The following is a 16,280-nucleotide window of genomic DNA, read 5'->3' on the forward strand; positions in this document are numbered from 1 at the left end:
TTCGTTCACGAATTGCCAAGCGCTGCCGTGCCTTGCGAATACTTGACTCTGGCGAGGGGGCTTCTATATCCGGGCCACGTTCGGGACAGGACTGGCTTACCGCGCCACCCGCTCGCCCAGAGACAGGGTGGTTCCGCGTATCCCCCGCCACGCCACGATGGCGCGGCCTCCCCGACCGATCCGTCTCGCATCGGTCGAACAGTCCCAACCCGGCGCCCCTGGCGACCGGGCCTTTGTCCTAAGGACGCATGACCGAATTCTCCCAACTGGGCCTCTCGCCCACGACTCTTCAAGCCGTCATCGACACCGGTTACACGACCGCCACTCCGATTCAGGCCCAGGCCATTCCCGTGGCCCTCGCCGGTCGCGATGTGCTCGGCATCGCCCAGACGGGCACCGGCAAGACCGCCGCCTTCACCCTTCCGCTCATCGAACGCCTGTCCAAGGGCCGCGCCCGGGCCCGCATGCCCCGCGCCCTGGTCCTCGCCCCGACCCGTGAACTGGCCGACCAGGTCGCGATGAGCTTCGAGAAATACGCCAAGGGCACCAAGCTGAGCTGGGTGCTGTTGATCGGCGGCGTCTCCATGGGCGACCAGGTCGCGGCGCTGAACAAGGGCGTCGATGTCCTGATCGCCACGCCCGGCCGTCTGCTGGACCTGTTCGAACGCGGCAAGATGCTGCTGACGGGCGTGGAGCTGATGGTCGTCGACGAAGCCGACCGCATGCTCGACATGGGTTTCATTCCCGACATCGAGCGCATCTTCAAACTGACCCCGCCCAAGCGCCAGACCCTGTTCTTCTCGGCCACCATGCCGCCCGAGATCACCCGTCTGACCCAGGCCTTCCTCAAGGACCCGACCCGGATCGAGGCCTCGCGCCCCGCCATGACGGCCGAGACCATCACCCAGTATCTGGTCCGCATCCCTTCCTCCGATCCCAAGGCCAAGCGCGCCGCCCTGCGCGCCCTGATGGAGCGGGCCGACGTCAGGAACGGCATCGTCTTCTGCAACAGGAAGTCGGAAGTCGACGTCGTCGCCAAGTCGCTGAAGCAGCACGGCTTCGACGCAGCCCCGATCCATGGCGATCTCGACCAGTCCCTGCGCACGAAGACGCTCGCCGACTTCCGCTCGGGCGCGCTGAAGATCCTGGTGGCCTCCGATGTCGCCGCGCGTGGTCTGGACATCCCGGACGTCAGCCACGTCTTCAACTACGACGTCTCGCACCACGCCGACGACTACGTCCACCGCATCGGCCGCACCGGTCGCGCGGGCAAGACGGGTCAGGCCTTCATGATCGTGACCCCGGCCGACGACAAGTCGCTCGACAAGGTGATGAAGCTGATCAAGATGCAGCCGGAAGAGCTGGTGCTCGACATCGACTGGTCGAACCTGGGCGGCGCCCGCCGTTCGGACAGCAAGCCTGAAGCGCGCGGCGAGGGCCGACCCGCCCGTGGCCGCAGCCGTGGCGAACGCCCGACGCCCGAACCGGTCGCCGAGGTCGCGGACGCGGCGCCCGCTCCCGTCGCCGTGGAGGCTCCCGACGCGCAGGCCGCACCTCCCGCCCGTCGCACCCGCAGCCGTCGCCCCAGCAAGGCGACCGAGGCCGTTCAGGTCGAGGCCGCGCCTGCTGAGGTCGCTCCGGCCCCGGCGCCCGCTGTGCCGCAAGACAGCCCACAGCCGGTCGCCGCCGCAGAACCCCGCCTGCGCCAGGCCGATCGCCGACCCGGCGGCCGGACCGAACGCGATGCGCCGCCCGCCCGCGAAGGCGCCGGCTTCGGGGGAGACATCCCTGCGTTCCTGCGGCGCCCGAGCACGCGCAAAGGTTGAATTCGGAGTCTGTTCTCCCGATTTCACGGCACCGCTTAACCCGGCGTTACGGAACACCGGGCTAGGCTTCGGCCTGTAGAGCGTTTCCTAAAGAACGCCGGTCGGGAAAACAGAATGTCCACACAGGTCCAGACCACGCTGCGGGGGCCGGAAGCCTTCGGCCTCGCCCGCAAGGCGGTCGAGGAGATGGAGCGTGCCGGCGTGTGGCCGACCCCGCTCAACTTCGAGCTCTGGATCCACTATCTGGGCGACCCCGACGGCGCCCTCGGTCAGGAAATGATGCGGCTGCTGGCCGTCGGCGACGCCTTCACCGAGGGCACGGCCGAGATGCTGGCCGCCGAATACCTGCCCCGCGGCCGCCTCTCCGAGGAAATCCGCGACGCCGGCGCCGTGCTGAACCGCGAACTGTCGACCGTCTCGGAAGCCATCGCCAAGGCCCAGCGTTCGCAGGCGGCCTATGGCGAGACCCTGGCCGGCGCCTCGGCCCACCTGGAGGGCGCCTCCGAGCCGAGCGACCTGCTCGGCGTCGTCTCCAAGCTGACCAAGGCCACGACCCTGGTCCAGGCCGAGAACGCCACCCTCGAGAAGCGTCTGGAGACCTCCACCAAGGAAGTTGCCCGTCTGCGCGAGCATCTGGAACAGGTCCGCCGCGACGCCATGACGGACGCCCTTACGAACCTGGCGAACCGCAAGGCCTTCGACGAGGAACTGCTGCGGGCCTGCGACGAGGCCGAGAAGAAGCGCCAGACGCTCAGCCTCGCCGTCCTCGACATCGATCACTTCAAGCGGTTCAACGACACCTGGGGCCACCAGACCGGCGACCAGGTCCTGCGCTACGTCGCCAGCGTCATCGGCCGCGTCTCCAAGGCCCCCCGCGTCGCCGCCCGCTACGGGGGCGAGGAGTTCGCCATCATCTTCCCGTCGGAAAGCGCTGCCGTCGTCGAGGCTGCGCTGAACACCATGCGCGTGGAAATCGGCACCCGCGCCCTGCGTCGTCGCTCGACCAACGACGAACTCGGCGCCGTGACTGTTTCGGCGGGCGTCGCCCAGCGTCGTCCCGGCGAGAGCGGCTCTTCCCTTCTGGACCGCGCCGACGAGGCCCTCTACGCCTCAAAGCGCACCGGCCGGAACAAGGTCACCAACGGCGAACGGCTCGAAGAAGCGGCCTGATCCGCGCTCAAGTAGGCCAACGGCCGGTAGCGCGCTAAGACAAGCCATGCGAAGTTTTGCGTTCAATGTCGCCTACTGGTTTCTGTCGATCGCCTACGGGCTGACCGCCGCCTTCGCCGCCCTCGCGCCCGGCCGGAACGCCACCGCCTGGGTCATCCGGCGCTATGTGAAGCGCATGGTGCAGGCCATGCGAATCTTCGCCGGCATCCGGATCGAGGTGCGCGGCAAGGAGCGTCTGCCGACCGGCGCCTTCATCATCGCGTCGAAACACCAGAGCTGGGGCGACGGCTTCGCCACCTACGACCAGTTCGACGACCTGGCCTTCGTCACCGGCGATCACCTCGAGAAATTCCCGCTGCTGGGCACAGTGCTGCGCAAGCTCGGCGCCATCGTCGTCAACAACTGCGGCGGCCGCGAAGCCCGCGATTCGCTGAAACAGAGCGGCGCGACGGCCCATGCCGAGGGCCGCAAGATCCTGATCTATCCGGAGGGCAATCTGGCGAAGGTCGGCGAGAAGTTCAGATACCGCTCCGGCGTCTGGCACATGTATCGCGACTTCGACATGCCGGTCGTGCCGCTGGCCTCCAACCTCGGCCTGTTCTGGCCGCAGGAAGCCTATGAGAAACACCCGGGCACGGCGACGCTGGAGTTCCTCGATCCGATACCGACAGGCCTCGGCAAGGAGGAATTCCTCGCCCGGCTCGAAGCCGTCGTCGAGGACCGCACCGCCGAACTGATCGCCCAGGCACGGGGCGGCCCGGTCTTTCCGAACGTCCGCGTGCTCGCGCCGGACGAAGCGGCCCGGGCCAAGGCGCCCGCTACGGCTTGACCCTGGGCTTGCGCGGCTTCTTCGCCGCCGCCTTGCGCAGCGCAGCATCGATCGCGTGGCGCGCCCAGTCGACGGCTTCGTCCGGATCGTCGAGCGCTGCCTCCGGCAAGGACCAGTAGGCCATGGTCATCGTCTCACCGTCCTTGGTCGGATAGGTGAACTGACGCGACCCGGCCGCCTCAAGCAAAGGCTGGTTCACCTCGTCGGCCTTGAGCCAGACCGTCCCGTCTTCCAGCAGGGCGAAGATCAGGCCGTGGGCATAGACCGCCCCTGCGCCGAACATCCGCTTGATCTCCAGCGGACCCAGGGCCGCGAAATGCTCCCGCACCCACTCGCCGAAGTCGGGATCATAGGCCATGCGTCAGGCCGCGACCGAGTCTCGCCGACGGCCGAAGTTGTTGATCCCGGCGAGCAGGGCTCCAATGACCGCCCCGCAGGCCGCGCCCACTGCGACAGCCGATAGCCATTGAATCGGCGTCCAATCGCCACCGCCGAACAAACCGTTAGCGGTGAACGCGAGCGCACCGAGGACCGCTGTCGCCAGGCTCATGCCTGCCACCGACCGCCGCCTCGCGCGAACACGCGGAAGGAAGTCCAGGACGAAGGTCACCATGGAGGCGGCCAGCGCGCTCGCGGCGAAGGTCAGGGCGGAGGTCTCACCGTCTTTCCTGATCCAGTGAAACAGGGCGACCAGGCCGGCGATGAGAATCCCGGTCACGACAGCCCGCAGCGCTCGAGCGCCGAGGGAGGGGTGCGATGCCTAGCCTTGAGCATGCTGTCTCATCAGGTGATGATGACCTCAACTCAAAGGGCTCGTCAAGCAGCCGGCACAACCGCCCCGTCGTACTTCTGCGCGATGAAGTCCTTCACCGCCTGGCTGCGCAGGGCCCGCGCCAGGGCCTGAATGCGCGGGTCGTTCTGATTGTCCGGCCGGGCGACGAGATAGTTCACATAGGGGCTGTCGCCGCCCTCCAGCGCCAGGGCGTCGGTCTTCGGCTTCAGACCGGCGTCTAGCGCATAGTTGGTGTTGATCACCGCCAGATCGACCTGATCCAGCACGCGCGGCAGGGTCGCCGCCTCGATCTCCCGGAAGGTCAGGTTCTTCGGATTGCCGACGATATCACGCACAGTCTGAAGCGGATTGGCCGGATCGCGCAGGGTGATCAGGCCCGCCGACTGCAGCAGCAGCAGCGAACGTCCCGTGTTTGAGGCATCGTTCGGCAGGGCGACGTCGGCGCCGTTGGGTACGGCGGCCAGCGTCTCGTGCTTGCGGGAATAGGCGCCCAGAGGCTCGACGTGGACGCCGGCGACGGTGATCAGATCAGCGTTCCGGGCGACGTTGAACTCATCGAGATAGGGTTTGGTCTGGAAGTAGTTGGCGTCGATCCGGCGTTCGGCCAGCTGGGTGTTCGGCTGAACGTAGTCGTTGAAGACCTTGATCTCGATCGGGAACCCTTCGGCCGCCAGCGTCGGCTTGATGAACTCCAGGATCTCGGCGTGCGGGACGGCCGTCGCGCCCACGATCAGCGGAGCCGATCCGTCGGCGGCCTTCTCCGTCCCCTGGCCGCAGGCAGCGAGCGCCAGCGCGGCGGCGGCGAGGATCAGGGTGCGTCGAAGCATAGGAAGTCTCTCAAAGTCGAATGTCAGCGGTGCGAGACCCTAGCGACCAGACGGTCGCCGATCATCTGCAGAATTTGTACGAGCACCAGCAGCAGAACTACGGTCACCACCATGACGTCGGTCTGGAACCGCTGATAGCCGAACCGGATCGCCAGGTCGCCGAGCCCGCCGGCGCCGACCACGCCCGCCATGGCCGTATAACTGACGAGCGCGATGGCCGTGACCGTGGCGCCGGCGATGATGCCGGGCATGGCCTCGGGCAACAGGGCGCGGGTGACGATCTGGAAGGTCGAGCCGCCCATGGCCTGGGTCGCCTCGACCACGCCCTTGTCCACCTCGCGCAGCGCCGTCTCGACCAGGCGCGCATAGAAGGGCGCGGCCCCGACGACCAGCGGCGGGATGGCGCCGGCGACCCCCAGCGAGGTCCCTACGAGCAGCACCGTCACCGGCAGCATGACGATCAGCAGGATGATGAAGGGCACGGACCGGAGGATATTCACCACCAGCGACAGCACCCCGTTCAGCACCGGATTGGCCGCCAGCCGCCCCTTGCCCGACAGGTAGAGCAGCACGCCCAGCGGGATACCGAACACGACCGTCAGCGCCATGGCGCCGCCCAGCATCAGCAGGGTGTCGCGCGTCGCCCGCAGGATTTCGGGCCAGTCGATGTTGACGAAGAAGTCCATCACAGGGGCTCCACGACCACGCCGCGCGCAGTCAGTTGCGCCACCGCCGCCTCGGCGTCCCCGCCGGTGAAGGCCACGACCATCTGGCCATAGGGTTCGCCCCGGATACGGCTGATCCGGCCGGACAGGATCGAATAGTCGACGCCGGTCGTGCGCGCCACGCGGCTGAGTTCCGGCTCGTAGGTCGAGCCGCCGCGGAAGGTCAGTTTCGCCAGCCGACCGCCCGCCGGGACGACCGAGGCGTCATGGGTTTCGCCGCCCTCGCCCTCGGCCAGCATGGCGCGGGTCACCGGCGATTTGGGATGCAGGAAGACGTCGGCCGTCGCCCCCTCCTCCACCAGCCGCCCGTCCTTGAGCACCGCGACGCGGTCGCAGACGCGGCGCACCACCTCCATCTGGTGGGTTATAAGGACGATGGTCAGGCCGAGGTCGCGGTTGAGCCCGTCCAGCAGCCCGAGAATCTCGTCGGTCGTCTCGGGGTCGAGCGCGCTGGTCGCCTCGTCGCACAGGAGCACGTCGGGTCCGCAGGCCAGGGCGCGGGCGATGCCGACGCGCTGCTTCTGGCCGCCCGACAACTGGGCCGGATGCTTCCTTGCGTGTTCCGCCAGGCCGAGTTGATCCAGCAGCTCCGCCGTCCGCCGCGCGATCTCCGTTGGCGGCCGCCCTTCGAGCTGCAAGGGGAAGGCGACGTTTTCGGCGATGGTCTTCGCGTTCAGCAGGTTGAAATGCTGGAAGATCATGCCGATCCGACGCCGCGCGGCGCGCAGCTCGGCGGGCTTCATCGCCGTGATCTCCCGATCACCGACGAAGACCCGCCCGGCGTCCGGTGTCTCCAGCCGGTTGATGGTGCGGATCAGGGTCGACTTGCCGGCGCCGGAGCGGCCGACCACCCCGAACACCTGTCCCTTCGCCACATGCAGATCGACGGCGTCCAGCGCCACGCGTTCGCCCGCCGCGCTGCGATAGCGCTTGGTGACCCCTTCCAGCCGGATCATGTCAGTCGGTCTCGAGCGCCGCGGCCGGGATGATGGTGACGCTCTCGCCACAGCCGCAGGCGTCGGTCTGGTTCGGATTGCGGAACACGAATTTGGACGCCAGCCTGGTCGTCTCGTAGTCGATCTCCGACCCGATCAGGAACAGGATCGCCTTGGGCTCGATCAGTATGGTGACGCCCTTGTCCTCGACCACCTCCTCAAGGGGGTTGATCTGATCGGCATAGGCGAAGGTGTATTCCTGCCCGGCGCAGCCGCCGTTCTTCACCCCGACGCGCAGGCCGACGTAGGCCTTTTCCGCATTGGCCATGATCTCGCGCACGCGCTCGGCTGCCGCATCGGTCAGGGACACGACCTTGGGGCGAGGGCGACGGGGACGCCCCCCGGTCAGGCCGGAGGATGACGATGTCTCGAAGTCGGTCATCACGTCACCTCAGAACATGTTCAAGGCGAGCTTCGCCTCGTCGCTCATCTTGGAGGAATCCCACGGCGGGTCGAACACGAGGTTGGCGCGCGCCGACTTGATGCCCTCGACCTTCATCACCGCGTCCTCAATCCACCCCGGCATTTCGCCGGCCACGGGGCAACCGGGCGCCGTGAGGGTCATGTCGATCAGGACATCTTTGTCGTCCGACAGGTCCACCTTGTAGATCAGGCCCAGCTCATAGATGTCGACCGGGATTTCCGGGTCGTAGACGGTCTTCAACGCCGCGATCAACTCATCGGTGAGCCTGTCGAGTTCGGCCTGCGGCAGGGCGGCCGTCTGCGGCTCCGCCCAGGTGTCGGCGAAGGTCTCGCTGCTGCTGATCTTTCCGTCCATCTCGCTCACACAAAGAACTCCCGCGCCTTGATCAGCGCGTCCACAAAGGCATCTGCATCCTCGGTGGTGTTATATAGGGCGAAGCTGGCCCGCGCGCTCGACGTGACGCCAAATCGCTTCGACAGGGGCTCCGCGCAATGCAGGCCCGCCCGCACGGCGACGCCGTACCGGTCCAGGATCTGGGCCACGTCATGGGCGTGGGCGCCCTCGACCACGAAGGTCAGGATCGCGCCCTTGCCTTCTGCCTCGCCGATGACCCGCAGCCAGTTCAGACCGGACAGCCGCGCCACGACATGGTCATACAGGGCGGTCTCGTGCGCCGCGATCGCCGTGCGGTCGAAGGCCATGAACCACTCCAGCGCAGCCCCCAGTCCGATGACCTCAAGGATCGGCGGCGTTCCCGCCTCGAACCGGTGCGGGATGCCGGCATAGGTGACCGCGTCCTCGGTCACGGTCGCGATCATCTCGCCGCCGCCCTGATACGGCGGCAGGGCCTCAAGCGCGGCGCGCTTGCCGTACATCCCGCCGATGCCGGTCGGGCCGTACAGCTTGTGTCCGGTGAAGACGTAGAAGTCGCAATCCAGCGCCTGGACGTCGGGACTGCAATGCACCGCCCCCTGGCAGCCGTCGACGAGCACGAGCGCGCCCGCCGCATGGGCCAGATCGGCGACGGCGCGGACGTCGTTCACGGTCCCCAGCACGTTCGACATATGGGTCACGGCGACCAGCTTCGTCCTCGGCCCGATCAGTGCGGCGAGACCGGCCATGTCGAGCGACCCGTCATCCGCCACCGGGGCCCATTTCAGGACGACGCCCAGCCGGTCGCGCAGCATCGACCAGGGCACGATGTTGGCGTGGTGCTCCATCTGGGTCGTGATGATCTCGTCGCCGGGCTGCAGCGTCTGCGCCAGCCCTGCGGCGACCAGGTTGAAGGCCTCAGTGCCGCCCTTGGTCCAGACGATCTGGTCGGGGCTCTCGGCGTTCAGGAAGCGGGCGACCGTTTCGCGCGCCTGTTCGAAGGCTTCCGTCGTCTCGTTGGCCAGGGTGTGCAGGCCGCGATGGACGTTGGAATAGCTCCCCTCCATCGCCGCCGTCAGGGCGTCGATCACCGCCCGCGGCTTCTGCGCCGAGGCGGCAGAGTCGAGATAGACCAGCGGCTTGCCGTTCACCGTCCGCGACAGGATCGGGAACTGGGCCCGCGCGGCGTAGGGGTCGAAGCGGGTGATCAAAGTCGTGCCGTCAGCCATGACCTCACCACCTCTCTCGCGCCTTCGTGCGCGATGCGGTCGACGACCTCGAACAGGAAGGCCTGGGTCAGAAGCGCCCTCGCCTCGTCCGCCGGGATGCCGCGCTGCTGCATGTAGAACAGGGCGCTTTCGTCCAGATTGCCGATCGTGTTGCCGTGTGCGCACTGCACGTCGTCGGCATAGATCTCCAGCTCCGGCTTGGCGTCGATCTCGGCCCGTTCGCCCAGGATCAGGGCGTGGTGGCCCATGCGGGCATCGGTGCCGTCGGCGCCGCGCTCAACGACGATCTTGCCCTGGAAAACGCCGCGCGCCGTGTCGCGCACGACGCCCTTGGTCAGCTGCGAGGTGACCCCGTTCAGGCCGTTGTGACGCACCACGCTCGTCAGGTCGGTGTGCCGCTCGCCGGACAGCGCATAGAGACCGTCGAGCGTCACCGCCGTCGCCTCCCCGCCGTGGGCCAGATGGGTTTCCTGCCGCTGCAGCCTGGCGCCGCTGGCGATAGTCGTCTGGCGATAGACCGCGCCGGGCGCCGTCTTCACATGGGCCACGGCGATCGAGATCGCGTCGGCCGGTTCGTCGACCAGCACGACCCGGGTGACCTCGGCCCCGGCCGGAACATCCAGCTCGATCCGATAGTTGGCGACATATCCTGCGCCGACGCCTTCATGGCTTTCCAGCAGGGTCAGCCGCGCACCGGGCTTGACCGCAATGCGCACCGCGGCGCTGTGCCCCGTGCCCGTCGCGTCCGAGACGAACCGCAGCCGAAGCGTTTGTTCGCCCGAGGCCACAAAGGCGTCGGCCCCGACCGCCCGGCCGTTGGCAAACGCGATCTCCTCGCCGCCGAGCTCAGCGAACGGCCCGCCGGAGACGATCTCGACCGCAGGCGACGGCGACGGCGTCTCGCGCAGCACCCGGCGCAGGTCGGTGTACTTCCACGCTTCGACCCGCCGCGACGGGAAGGTCGAGGGATCGCGAAGGTCGACGGCGGTCATGCCGCCTGCGGGAGGTATTTGTCGTACCCTTCCGCCTCCAGCTGTAGCGCCAGCTCCGGCCCGCCCGAGGCGACGATGCGGCCGGCGGCCAGCACATGGACCCGGTCGGGTTTGATGTAGTCGAGCAGCCGCTGATAGTGGGTGATGACCAGCATGGCGCGGTCGGGCGAACGCAAGGCGTTCACCCCCTCCGACACGATCCGCAGGGCGTCGATGTCGAGCCCGGAATCGGTCTCGTCGAGGATCAGCAGCGACGGCTCCAGCAACGCCATCTGCAGGATCTCCATCCGCTTCTTCTCGCCGCCGGAGAAGCCGACGTTCAGCGGCCGCTTCAGCATGTCGAAATCCATCTTCAGCGCCTTGGACGCTTCACGGACCATCTTCAGAAACGCCGGCACCGAGACCTCCTCCTCGCCCCGCGCGCGTTTCTGGGCGTTCAGCGCCGTGCGGACGAAGGTCAGGGCCGGGACGCCGGGAATTTCGATCGGATACTGGAAGGACAGGAAGACGCCCTTGGCCGCGCGTTCGGCGGGCTCCAGCGCCAGCAGGTCCTGCCCGGCCCATTCGACCGAGCCTTCGGTCGCCTCATAGCCCGGCCGCCCAGACAGGGCGTAGCCCAGCGTCGACTTGCCCGCGCCGTTCGGCCCCATGATGGCGTGCACCTCGCCTGCGGGGACGTCGAGCGTCAGCCCCTTGAGGATCGGCTTGTCGCCAACGGAGACGTGGAGGTTGGAGATGGAGAGCATTCAGTTGGACTCGGGACCGGGTTGAACGCGGGTCAGATCCTGACGGGCGTCATAGAATGAAATGATCAGGACCTCGTCAGCGAGAACCTGGAACACGATGATCTTGTGCCAGCGGATGAGACTGGCCTCTCGCAGGCCCTCCCAGCGCGAGGGGCGAAAGCGATAGGGACCGGCGCCGGTTTTCAAAGACAGCGCCTCGCTTTCCGCCAGTGCGCGGTCGGTCAGGCGTGGATCCATTCGCTCGAGGTGATCCAGCCAATCCCGCTGTGCGTCGCGTGCTTCCTTCGACCATCGAACCAGCCTCACCGCTTGAAGCGAGCCTTGAGCTCGGAGAAGACCTCGTCGTGGTTGAAAGTTCGCCCAGCCGCCGCATCCGCCAGTCCCCGCTCGATGGAGGCGGCCTGGTCGGTCGACAGGGTAGTGGCCGACATCTCGACATCCGTGACGAACTGCTCGGCGGCCGAGGCGATGAAGTCCTCCAGCGGCATGCCGATCTCGGCGGCGGCGCGTTTGAGGCGATCCGCAGCATCCGCCTCGAACTGGACGGAGATGGTTTCCATGGTTTCGCTCATCCGACGCTCCCCTCAAGCGAGATCGCCACCAGCTTCTGCGCCTCGACGGCGAACTCCATCGGCAGTTTCTGCATCACGTCGCGGACGAAGCCGTTGACCAGAAGGGCCACCGCCTCCTCCTGCGACAGGCCGCGCTGCTGGGCGTAGAAGAGCTGGTCGTCCGACAGGCGGGTCGTCGTCGCCTCGTGCTCCAGCTGGGCCGAGCCGTTGCGGGCCTCGATGTAGGGCACGGTGTGGGAGCCGCAGTCGCCGCCGATCAGCAGGCTGTCGCACTGGGTGAAGTTGCGCACCCCCGTCGCCTTCGGATGCACCGAGACCAGACCGCGATAGGTCGAGTCCGACTTTCCGGCCGAGACCGCCTTGGCGATGATCCGGCTCTTCGAATTCTTGCCCAGGTGGATCATCTTGGTGCCGGTGTCGGCCTGCTGATGTCCGTTGGTGATGGCGATCGAATAGAACTCGCCCGAGCTCTCCTCGCCCTTGAGGATGCAGGAGGGGTATTTCCAGGTGACGGCCGAGCCGGTCTCGACCTGGGTCCAGCTGACCTTGGACCGGTCGCCGCGGCAGTCGGCGCGCTTGGTGACGAAGTTGTAGATGCCGCCCTTGCCCTCGGCGTCGCCGGGGTACCAGTTCTGGACCGTCGAATATTTGATCTCGGCGTCGTCCAGCGCGACCAGCTCGACCACCGCCGCGTGCAGCTGGTTCTCGTCGCGCATCGGCGCAGTGCAACCCTCCAGATAGGAGCAGTAGCTGCCCTTGTCGGCGATGATCAGGGTGCGTTCGAACTGGCCCGTCTGGCTCGCATTGATGCGGAAATAGGTCGACAGCTCCATCGGGCATTTTACGCCCGGCGGGATGTAGACGAACGACCCGTCGGAAAAGACCGCCGAATTCAGCGCCGCGAAATAGTTGTCCGAGACCGGCACGACCGATCCCAGATACTGCCGCACCAGATCAGGATATTCGCGCAAGGCCTCGGAAATGGGCATGAAAATGACGCCAACCTTGGCCAGTTCGGCCTTGAAGGTGGTGACCACGCTGACGCTGTCAAACACGGCGTCCACGGCATAGCGCGGCGCGCCCTCGACCCCGGCCAGCACCGCCTGCTCGCTCAGCGGGATGCCCAGCTTCTTGTAGATTTCGAGGATTTCCGGATCGACCTCGTCCAGCGACTTGGGTCCGTCCTTCTTCTTCGGCGCCGCATAGTAGAACAGCGACTGGTAATCGACTGGCGTGTATTTCACCGACGCCCAGGTCGGCTCCTCCATCGCCAGCCAGCGTTCATAGGCGGCCAGACGCCATTCCAGCATCCACTCCGGCTCGCCCTTCTTCTCGGAGATGAAGCGCACGATGTCGGCGTTCAGCCCGCGCGGGGCGTACTCCGTCTCGATGTCGCTCGTGAAGCCGTGCTCGTATTTCTCGAGGGCGGCGACGGCGTCGATGGTTTCCTGAACGGCGGCCATGTCTCTTACGCAACTTCCTTTGCGCGCTCGGCGGCGCGCTCGCGCTGACGCGACCACGCCTTGACCCAGGCGTCGGCGAATTTCTTCCAGTCGTCTTCGGTCGTGCCCCAGCCGCCGGAAACGCGCACGCCGCCGGTCGCCAGATCCATCCGCCCCATGGCCACGATGGCGCGGCTGGGCTTGGTCTTGCCCGACGAACAGGCGCTGCCGGCAGAGACCATGACGCCGTCCAGATCCAGCACGATCAGCTGCTGCGGGCTGTCCCAGCCGGCGACCGACAGGAACAGTGTGTTGGGCAGACGCGGCGCGCCCTTGCCCAGGATGGTCGCGCCCGCCGCCTCCACCGCCGCCTCGGCCGCATCGCGCCACGGACGGTGGGCCTCGGCCCTGGGCAGGTCGCGCACGGCGCAGTCGGCCGCGACGCCGAAGCCGGCAATGCCCGGCACATTCTCGGTCCCGGCGCGCAGGCCGCGTTCCTGTCCGGCTCCGTGCAGGATGCGCACCGCCGACGCGCCTTCGCCCAGCACAAGCGCGCCCACGCCCTGCGGTCCGCCCAGCTTGTGCGCGGACAGGGTCAGGCTGCCGGCGCCCAGCGCCCGCATGTCGACCGGAACCTTGCCCGCCGACTGGATGGCGTCGACATGCAGCCAGCCCCTGGCCGCCCGCACCAGACGGGCCGCCTCGGCGATCGGCTGGATGACGCCGCTCTCGTTGTTGGCGTGGTGAATGGCGACGACGGGCCGGCCGCCGGTCTGGTTCAGTAGTTGCCCCAGCTTGACCAGATCGATGACGCCGCGGTCGTCCACCGGCAGCGGCTTGACCGACTTGCCCGACGCCATGGCCGCCTCGACGACGCAGGGATGTTCGGTCGTGCACACGATCAGCCGCTCGCACCCGGCCGCCAGTGCGCTCTGCAGGGCTTGGGCGTTGGCCTCGGTGCCGCCGGAGGTGAAGATGACCGCCGTCGGATCGCCGCCGACCAGTTCGGCGACCTTCGCCCGCGCCGTCTCGACGCGGGCGCGTGCGCGCCGACCCGCCGCATGGACCGCCGACGGATTGCCGTTGTCGGCCAGGGCCTCGGTCATGATCTCCAGCACCTCGGGACGAACGAGGGCCGAGGCGTTGTAGTCCAGATAGACGCCGCTCATGCCGCCACCCCGACTTCGCTGAGGGCCGGCCGCCTGCTGGTGCGGTTCAGGATCACGTCCTCCAGAGACACGCTGGACAGATAACGATGGATCTCGTCGCCGAGGTCCTCCCACAGATTGTGGGTGATGCAGCGTTCGCCGCCCAGCATGCAGCCGCGCGGCGTGCCGTGGGCCGCGCACCGCACCGCCCGGATCGGCTCATCGACCGCCAGGACGATTTCGGACACCACGGTTTCGCCGGCTGTCTTGGCCAGACGATAGCCGCCGCCCGGACCGCGCACGCTGCGCACCAGCCCGCTTTTTCTCAGGCGGGCGAACAACTGCTCCAGATAACTCAATGAAATCTCTTGCCGTGTCGCGATTTCAGCCAGGGACACAGCGCGGCCCTCGCCGGCGTCCGACCGGCCATGCCGGGCCAGATCGGCCATCGCCATCACGGCGTATCGTCCCTTGGTCGACAGTCGCATCGCCCATCCTCAAAAATCGCGCGCTTTTCAGGGGTCTTGTGCTATGACCCGCCGCTTCGCGAGGCGGCCGAACGCAGACGGGACTTAGAAAGTCCTACCCCTGTGGTCAAGTATTCGGCGGGCCCGAAACGACAGAATTGAACGGATTCCAGAGCCCCATGCCTGAAGTCATCCTGCCCGGCGCCTCCGGTCGCATCGAAGGCCGCTATTCCCCCGGCAAGCGCGCCAACGCGCCCATCGCCCTGATCCTGCACCCGCACCCCAAGGCCGGCGGGCATATGAACAATCCGGTGACCGTCACCCTCTACCAGCTGTTCCAGAAACGCGGCTTCGCGACCCTGCGCTACAACTCGCGCGGCGTCGGCAAGTCCCAGGGCGAATTCGACTCGGGCATCGGCGAGCTGGCCGACGCGGCTACGGCCCTCGACTGGCTGCAGTCGAACAACCCTGCGGCCACCCAGACCTGGGTCGGCGGCTATCAGTTCGGCGCCTATATCGGCATGCAGCTTCTGATGCGTCGCCCGGAGACCGACGGCTTCATCTCCGTTTCGCCGCCGTCGAACATGTACGACTTCAGCTTCCTCGCCCCCTGCCCGGCCTCGGGTCTGTTCCTGCACGGCACCGCCGACACCATCGTGCCGCCGGTCGAGGTCGAGCGCGTGGTCAACAAGCTGCGCACCCAGAAGGGCATCATCATCGACTATGAGCTGGAAGAAGGCGCGAGCCACTTCTGGCAGGACCATATCGACGCCGTCGACCGCCGCGTGGGCCTGTATCTGGACAAGAGGCTGGAAGAAAAGCCGGCCTGATATCGTCTGACGGCCGCTTCTTCGCTGCTGCGCATGCCCCTATGGTTCAGCTCGGGATTCGGGGAGCTGACATGATCCGCAACTTCACCTTGGGCGCGTTTGCGTTGGCTTGCGTCTGGCTCGCGCCCGTATCCGCCTCGGCCCAGACGAACGATCTGCGCCCGTTCTGCGCCGACCGGCCGGGCAAGGGCGCGGCGAGCTGCGTGCTGGATCAGGGCCACGTCCAGATCGAGGTCGGCGCCTTTGACGGCGCACGCCAGCAGGATGCTGCGACCGAGGTCGACAGCTGGTCCGCCGGCAGCATCACCGCCCGCTTCGGCGTGGGGCCCGCCACGGAATTCCAGATCGGCGTCTCAGCCTTCGAGCGCGAGACCACGACCGACCGCGTTACGGGCGTCGAGGACGTCGCCGAGGGCACGGGCGACCTGTTCCTGGCCGTCCGCCAAGGGCTGATCCGGCCGGATGGCGAGGGCTTCTCGGTCGCCCTGATGGGATACGCCACCCTGCCGACCGGCGGCGACGAGGTTCGCGCCAGCGGCATCGAGGCCGGCGTCGTCGTCCCCGTGTCGATCGACCTGGGCAATGAGTGGGGCCTCGGCCTGTCGCCCTACCTCGACATCGTCCGCGACGAAGACGGCGAAGGATCGCACGCCGCCTATTCGTTCGCGGTCGACGTGGATCGCGATCTCGGCGACTGGATCCTCGGGGCCGAGGTCTGGGTCAGCCGCGACGACGATCCTCTCGGCGAAACGACCCAGGCCAGCGCGGACCTCATCGCCATCTGGACGCCCGCCTTCCTGCCCGACAGCCAGATCGACTTCGGCCTCAACTTCGGCCTCAATGACGACAGCCCGGACGTGGAGTTCGGCGTGGGTCTGGCGCGGCGGTTCTAG

General features: G+C 67.4%; 20 protein-coding genes. 5 read left to right on the top strand and 15 right to left on the bottom strand.

Annotated features, from left to right (window positions below):
• The first annotated feature begins 248 nt into the window (after window positions 1–248).
• The 3 genes from ACW17Y_RS08850 (at window position 249) to ACW17Y_RS08860 (ending at window position 3,825) form a co-directional block, all read left to right on the top strand.
• A complete protein-coding gene (locus tag ACW17Y_RS08850) occupies window positions 249–1,826 on the top strand; it encodes a DEAD/DEAH box helicase (RefSeq protein WP_492035356.1) in 1,578 nt (525 codons plus the stop codon).
• Between the two features lie 114 nt (window positions 1,827–1,940).
• Complete coding sequence (locus ACW17Y_RS08855) at window positions 1,941–2,996, top strand: GGDEF domain-containing protein (RefSeq protein ID WP_492035357.1); 1,056 nt, start codon at window positions 1,941–1,943, stop codon at window positions 2,994–2,996.
• 46 nt (window positions 2,997–3,042) lie between these two features.
• Entirely contained in the window at window positions 3,043–3,825 is a 783-nt protein-coding gene (locus tag ACW17Y_RS08860) for a lysophospholipid acyltransferase family protein (RefSeq protein WP_492035358.1), read from the top strand.
• Here ACW17Y_RS08860 and ACW17Y_RS08865 read toward each other — a convergent pair.
• The 15 genes from ACW17Y_RS08865 to ACW17Y_RS08935 form a co-directional block, all read right to left on the bottom strand.
• The gene (locus tag ACW17Y_RS08865) at window positions 3,815–4,183 is read right to left on the bottom strand and encodes a TfoX/Sxy family protein (protein ID WP_492035359.1); all 369 of its coding nucleotides are present in this window, start codon (window positions 4,181–4,183) and stop codon (window positions 3,815–3,817) included. The genes ACW17Y_RS08860 and ACW17Y_RS08865 overlap by 11 nt on opposite strands.
• Window positions 4,184–4,186: 3 nt before the next feature.
• Window positions 4,187–4,543 (bottom strand): hypothetical protein, encoded by a 357-nt coding sequence (locus ACW17Y_RS08870; RefSeq protein WP_492035360.1) that lies wholly within the window; start codon window positions 4,541–4,543, stop codon window positions 4,187–4,189.
• A 98-nt stretch (window positions 4,544–4,641) separates the two neighbouring features.
• A complete protein-coding gene (locus tag ACW17Y_RS08875; protein ID WP_492035361.1) occupies window positions 4,642–5,445 on the bottom strand; it encodes a MetQ/NlpA family ABC transporter substrate-binding protein in 804 nt (267 codons plus the stop codon).
• 23 nt (window positions 5,446–5,468) lie between these two features.
• Window positions 5,469–6,131 (bottom strand): methionine ABC transporter permease, encoded by a 663-nt coding sequence (locus tag ACW17Y_RS08880; RefSeq protein ID WP_492035362.1) that lies wholly within the window; start codon window positions 6,129–6,131, stop codon window positions 5,469–5,471.
• Window positions 6,131–7,126, bottom strand: a complete 996-nt coding sequence (locus tag ACW17Y_RS08885) for a methionine ABC transporter ATP-binding protein (protein WP_492035363.1) — start codon at window positions 7,124–7,126, stop codon at window positions 6,131–6,133. The genes ACW17Y_RS08880 and ACW17Y_RS08885 overlap by 1 nt, the downstream gene beginning before the upstream one ends.
• 1 nt (window position 7,127) lies before the next feature.
• Window positions 7,128–7,547 (bottom strand): HesB/IscA family protein, encoded by a 420-nt coding sequence (locus ACW17Y_RS08890; protein ID WP_492035364.1) that lies wholly within the window; start codon window positions 7,545–7,547, stop codon window positions 7,128–7,130.
• 9 nt (window positions 7,548–7,556) lie between these two features.
• Window positions 7,557–7,943, bottom strand: a complete 387-nt coding sequence (locus ACW17Y_RS08895) for an SUF system Fe-S cluster assembly protein (protein WP_492038271.1) — start codon at window positions 7,941–7,943, stop codon at window positions 7,557–7,559.
• A gap of 5 nt (window positions 7,944–7,948) precedes the next feature.
• Entirely contained in the window at window positions 7,949–9,190 is a 1,242-nt protein-coding gene (locus tag ACW17Y_RS08900) for an aminotransferase class V-fold PLP-dependent enzyme (protein ID WP_492035365.1), read from the bottom strand.
• Entirely contained in the window at window positions 9,169–10,182 is a 1,014-nt protein-coding gene (gene sufD, locus ACW17Y_RS08905; RefSeq protein WP_492035366.1) for a Fe-S cluster assembly protein SufD, read from the bottom strand. The genes ACW17Y_RS08900 and sufD overlap by 22 nt, the downstream gene beginning before the upstream one ends.
• Window positions 10,179–10,928: a Fe-S cluster assembly ATPase SufC gene (gene sufC, locus ACW17Y_RS08910; RefSeq protein ID WP_492035367.1), complete on the bottom strand. Its 750-nt coding sequence runs from the start codon at window positions 10,926–10,928 to the stop codon at window positions 10,179–10,181. The genes sufD and sufC overlap by 4 nt, the downstream gene beginning before the upstream one ends.
• Window positions 10,929–11,165, bottom strand: a complete 237-nt coding sequence (locus ACW17Y_RS08915) for a hypothetical protein (RefSeq protein ID WP_492035368.1) — start codon at window positions 11,163–11,165, stop codon at window positions 10,929–10,931.
• 65 nt (window positions 11,166–11,230) lie between these two features.
• A complete protein-coding gene (locus tag ACW17Y_RS08920; protein ID WP_492035369.1) occupies window positions 11,231–11,500 on the bottom strand; it encodes a hypothetical protein in 270 nt (89 codons plus the stop codon).
• A complete protein-coding gene (gene sufB, locus ACW17Y_RS08925) occupies window positions 11,497–12,963 on the bottom strand; it encodes a Fe-S cluster assembly protein SufB (protein ID WP_492035370.1) in 1,467 nt (488 codons plus the stop codon). Before sufB ends, ACW17Y_RS08920 begins: the two co-directional genes overlap by 4 nt.
• Before the next feature lie 5 nt (window positions 12,964–12,968).
• The gene (locus ACW17Y_RS08930) at window positions 12,969–14,111 is read right to left on the bottom strand and encodes a cysteine desulfurase family protein (RefSeq protein WP_492035371.1); all 1,143 of its coding nucleotides are present in this window, start codon (window positions 14,109–14,111) and stop codon (window positions 12,969–12,971) included.
• Window positions 14,108–14,578, bottom strand: a complete 471-nt coding sequence (locus ACW17Y_RS08935; RefSeq protein WP_492035372.1) for an Rrf2 family transcriptional regulator — start codon at window positions 14,576–14,578, stop codon at window positions 14,108–14,110. Before ACW17Y_RS08935 ends, ACW17Y_RS08930 begins: the two co-directional genes overlap by 4 nt.
• A 158-nt stretch (window positions 14,579–14,736) precedes the next feature.
• Between ACW17Y_RS08935 and ACW17Y_RS08940 the strand changes: the two genes are divergently transcribed.
• A complete protein-coding gene (locus tag ACW17Y_RS08940; RefSeq protein ID WP_492035373.1) occupies window positions 14,737–15,387 on the top strand; it encodes an alpha/beta hydrolase in 651 nt (216 codons plus the stop codon).
• Between the two features lie 71 nt (window positions 15,388–15,458).
• The gene (locus ACW17Y_RS08945) at window positions 15,459–16,280 is read left to right on the top strand and encodes a transporter (RefSeq protein ID WP_492035374.1); all 822 of its coding nucleotides are present in this window, start codon (window positions 15,459–15,461) and stop codon (window positions 16,278–16,280) included.

Source organism: Brevundimonas sp. AVps7 (genome assembly GCF_058681545.1).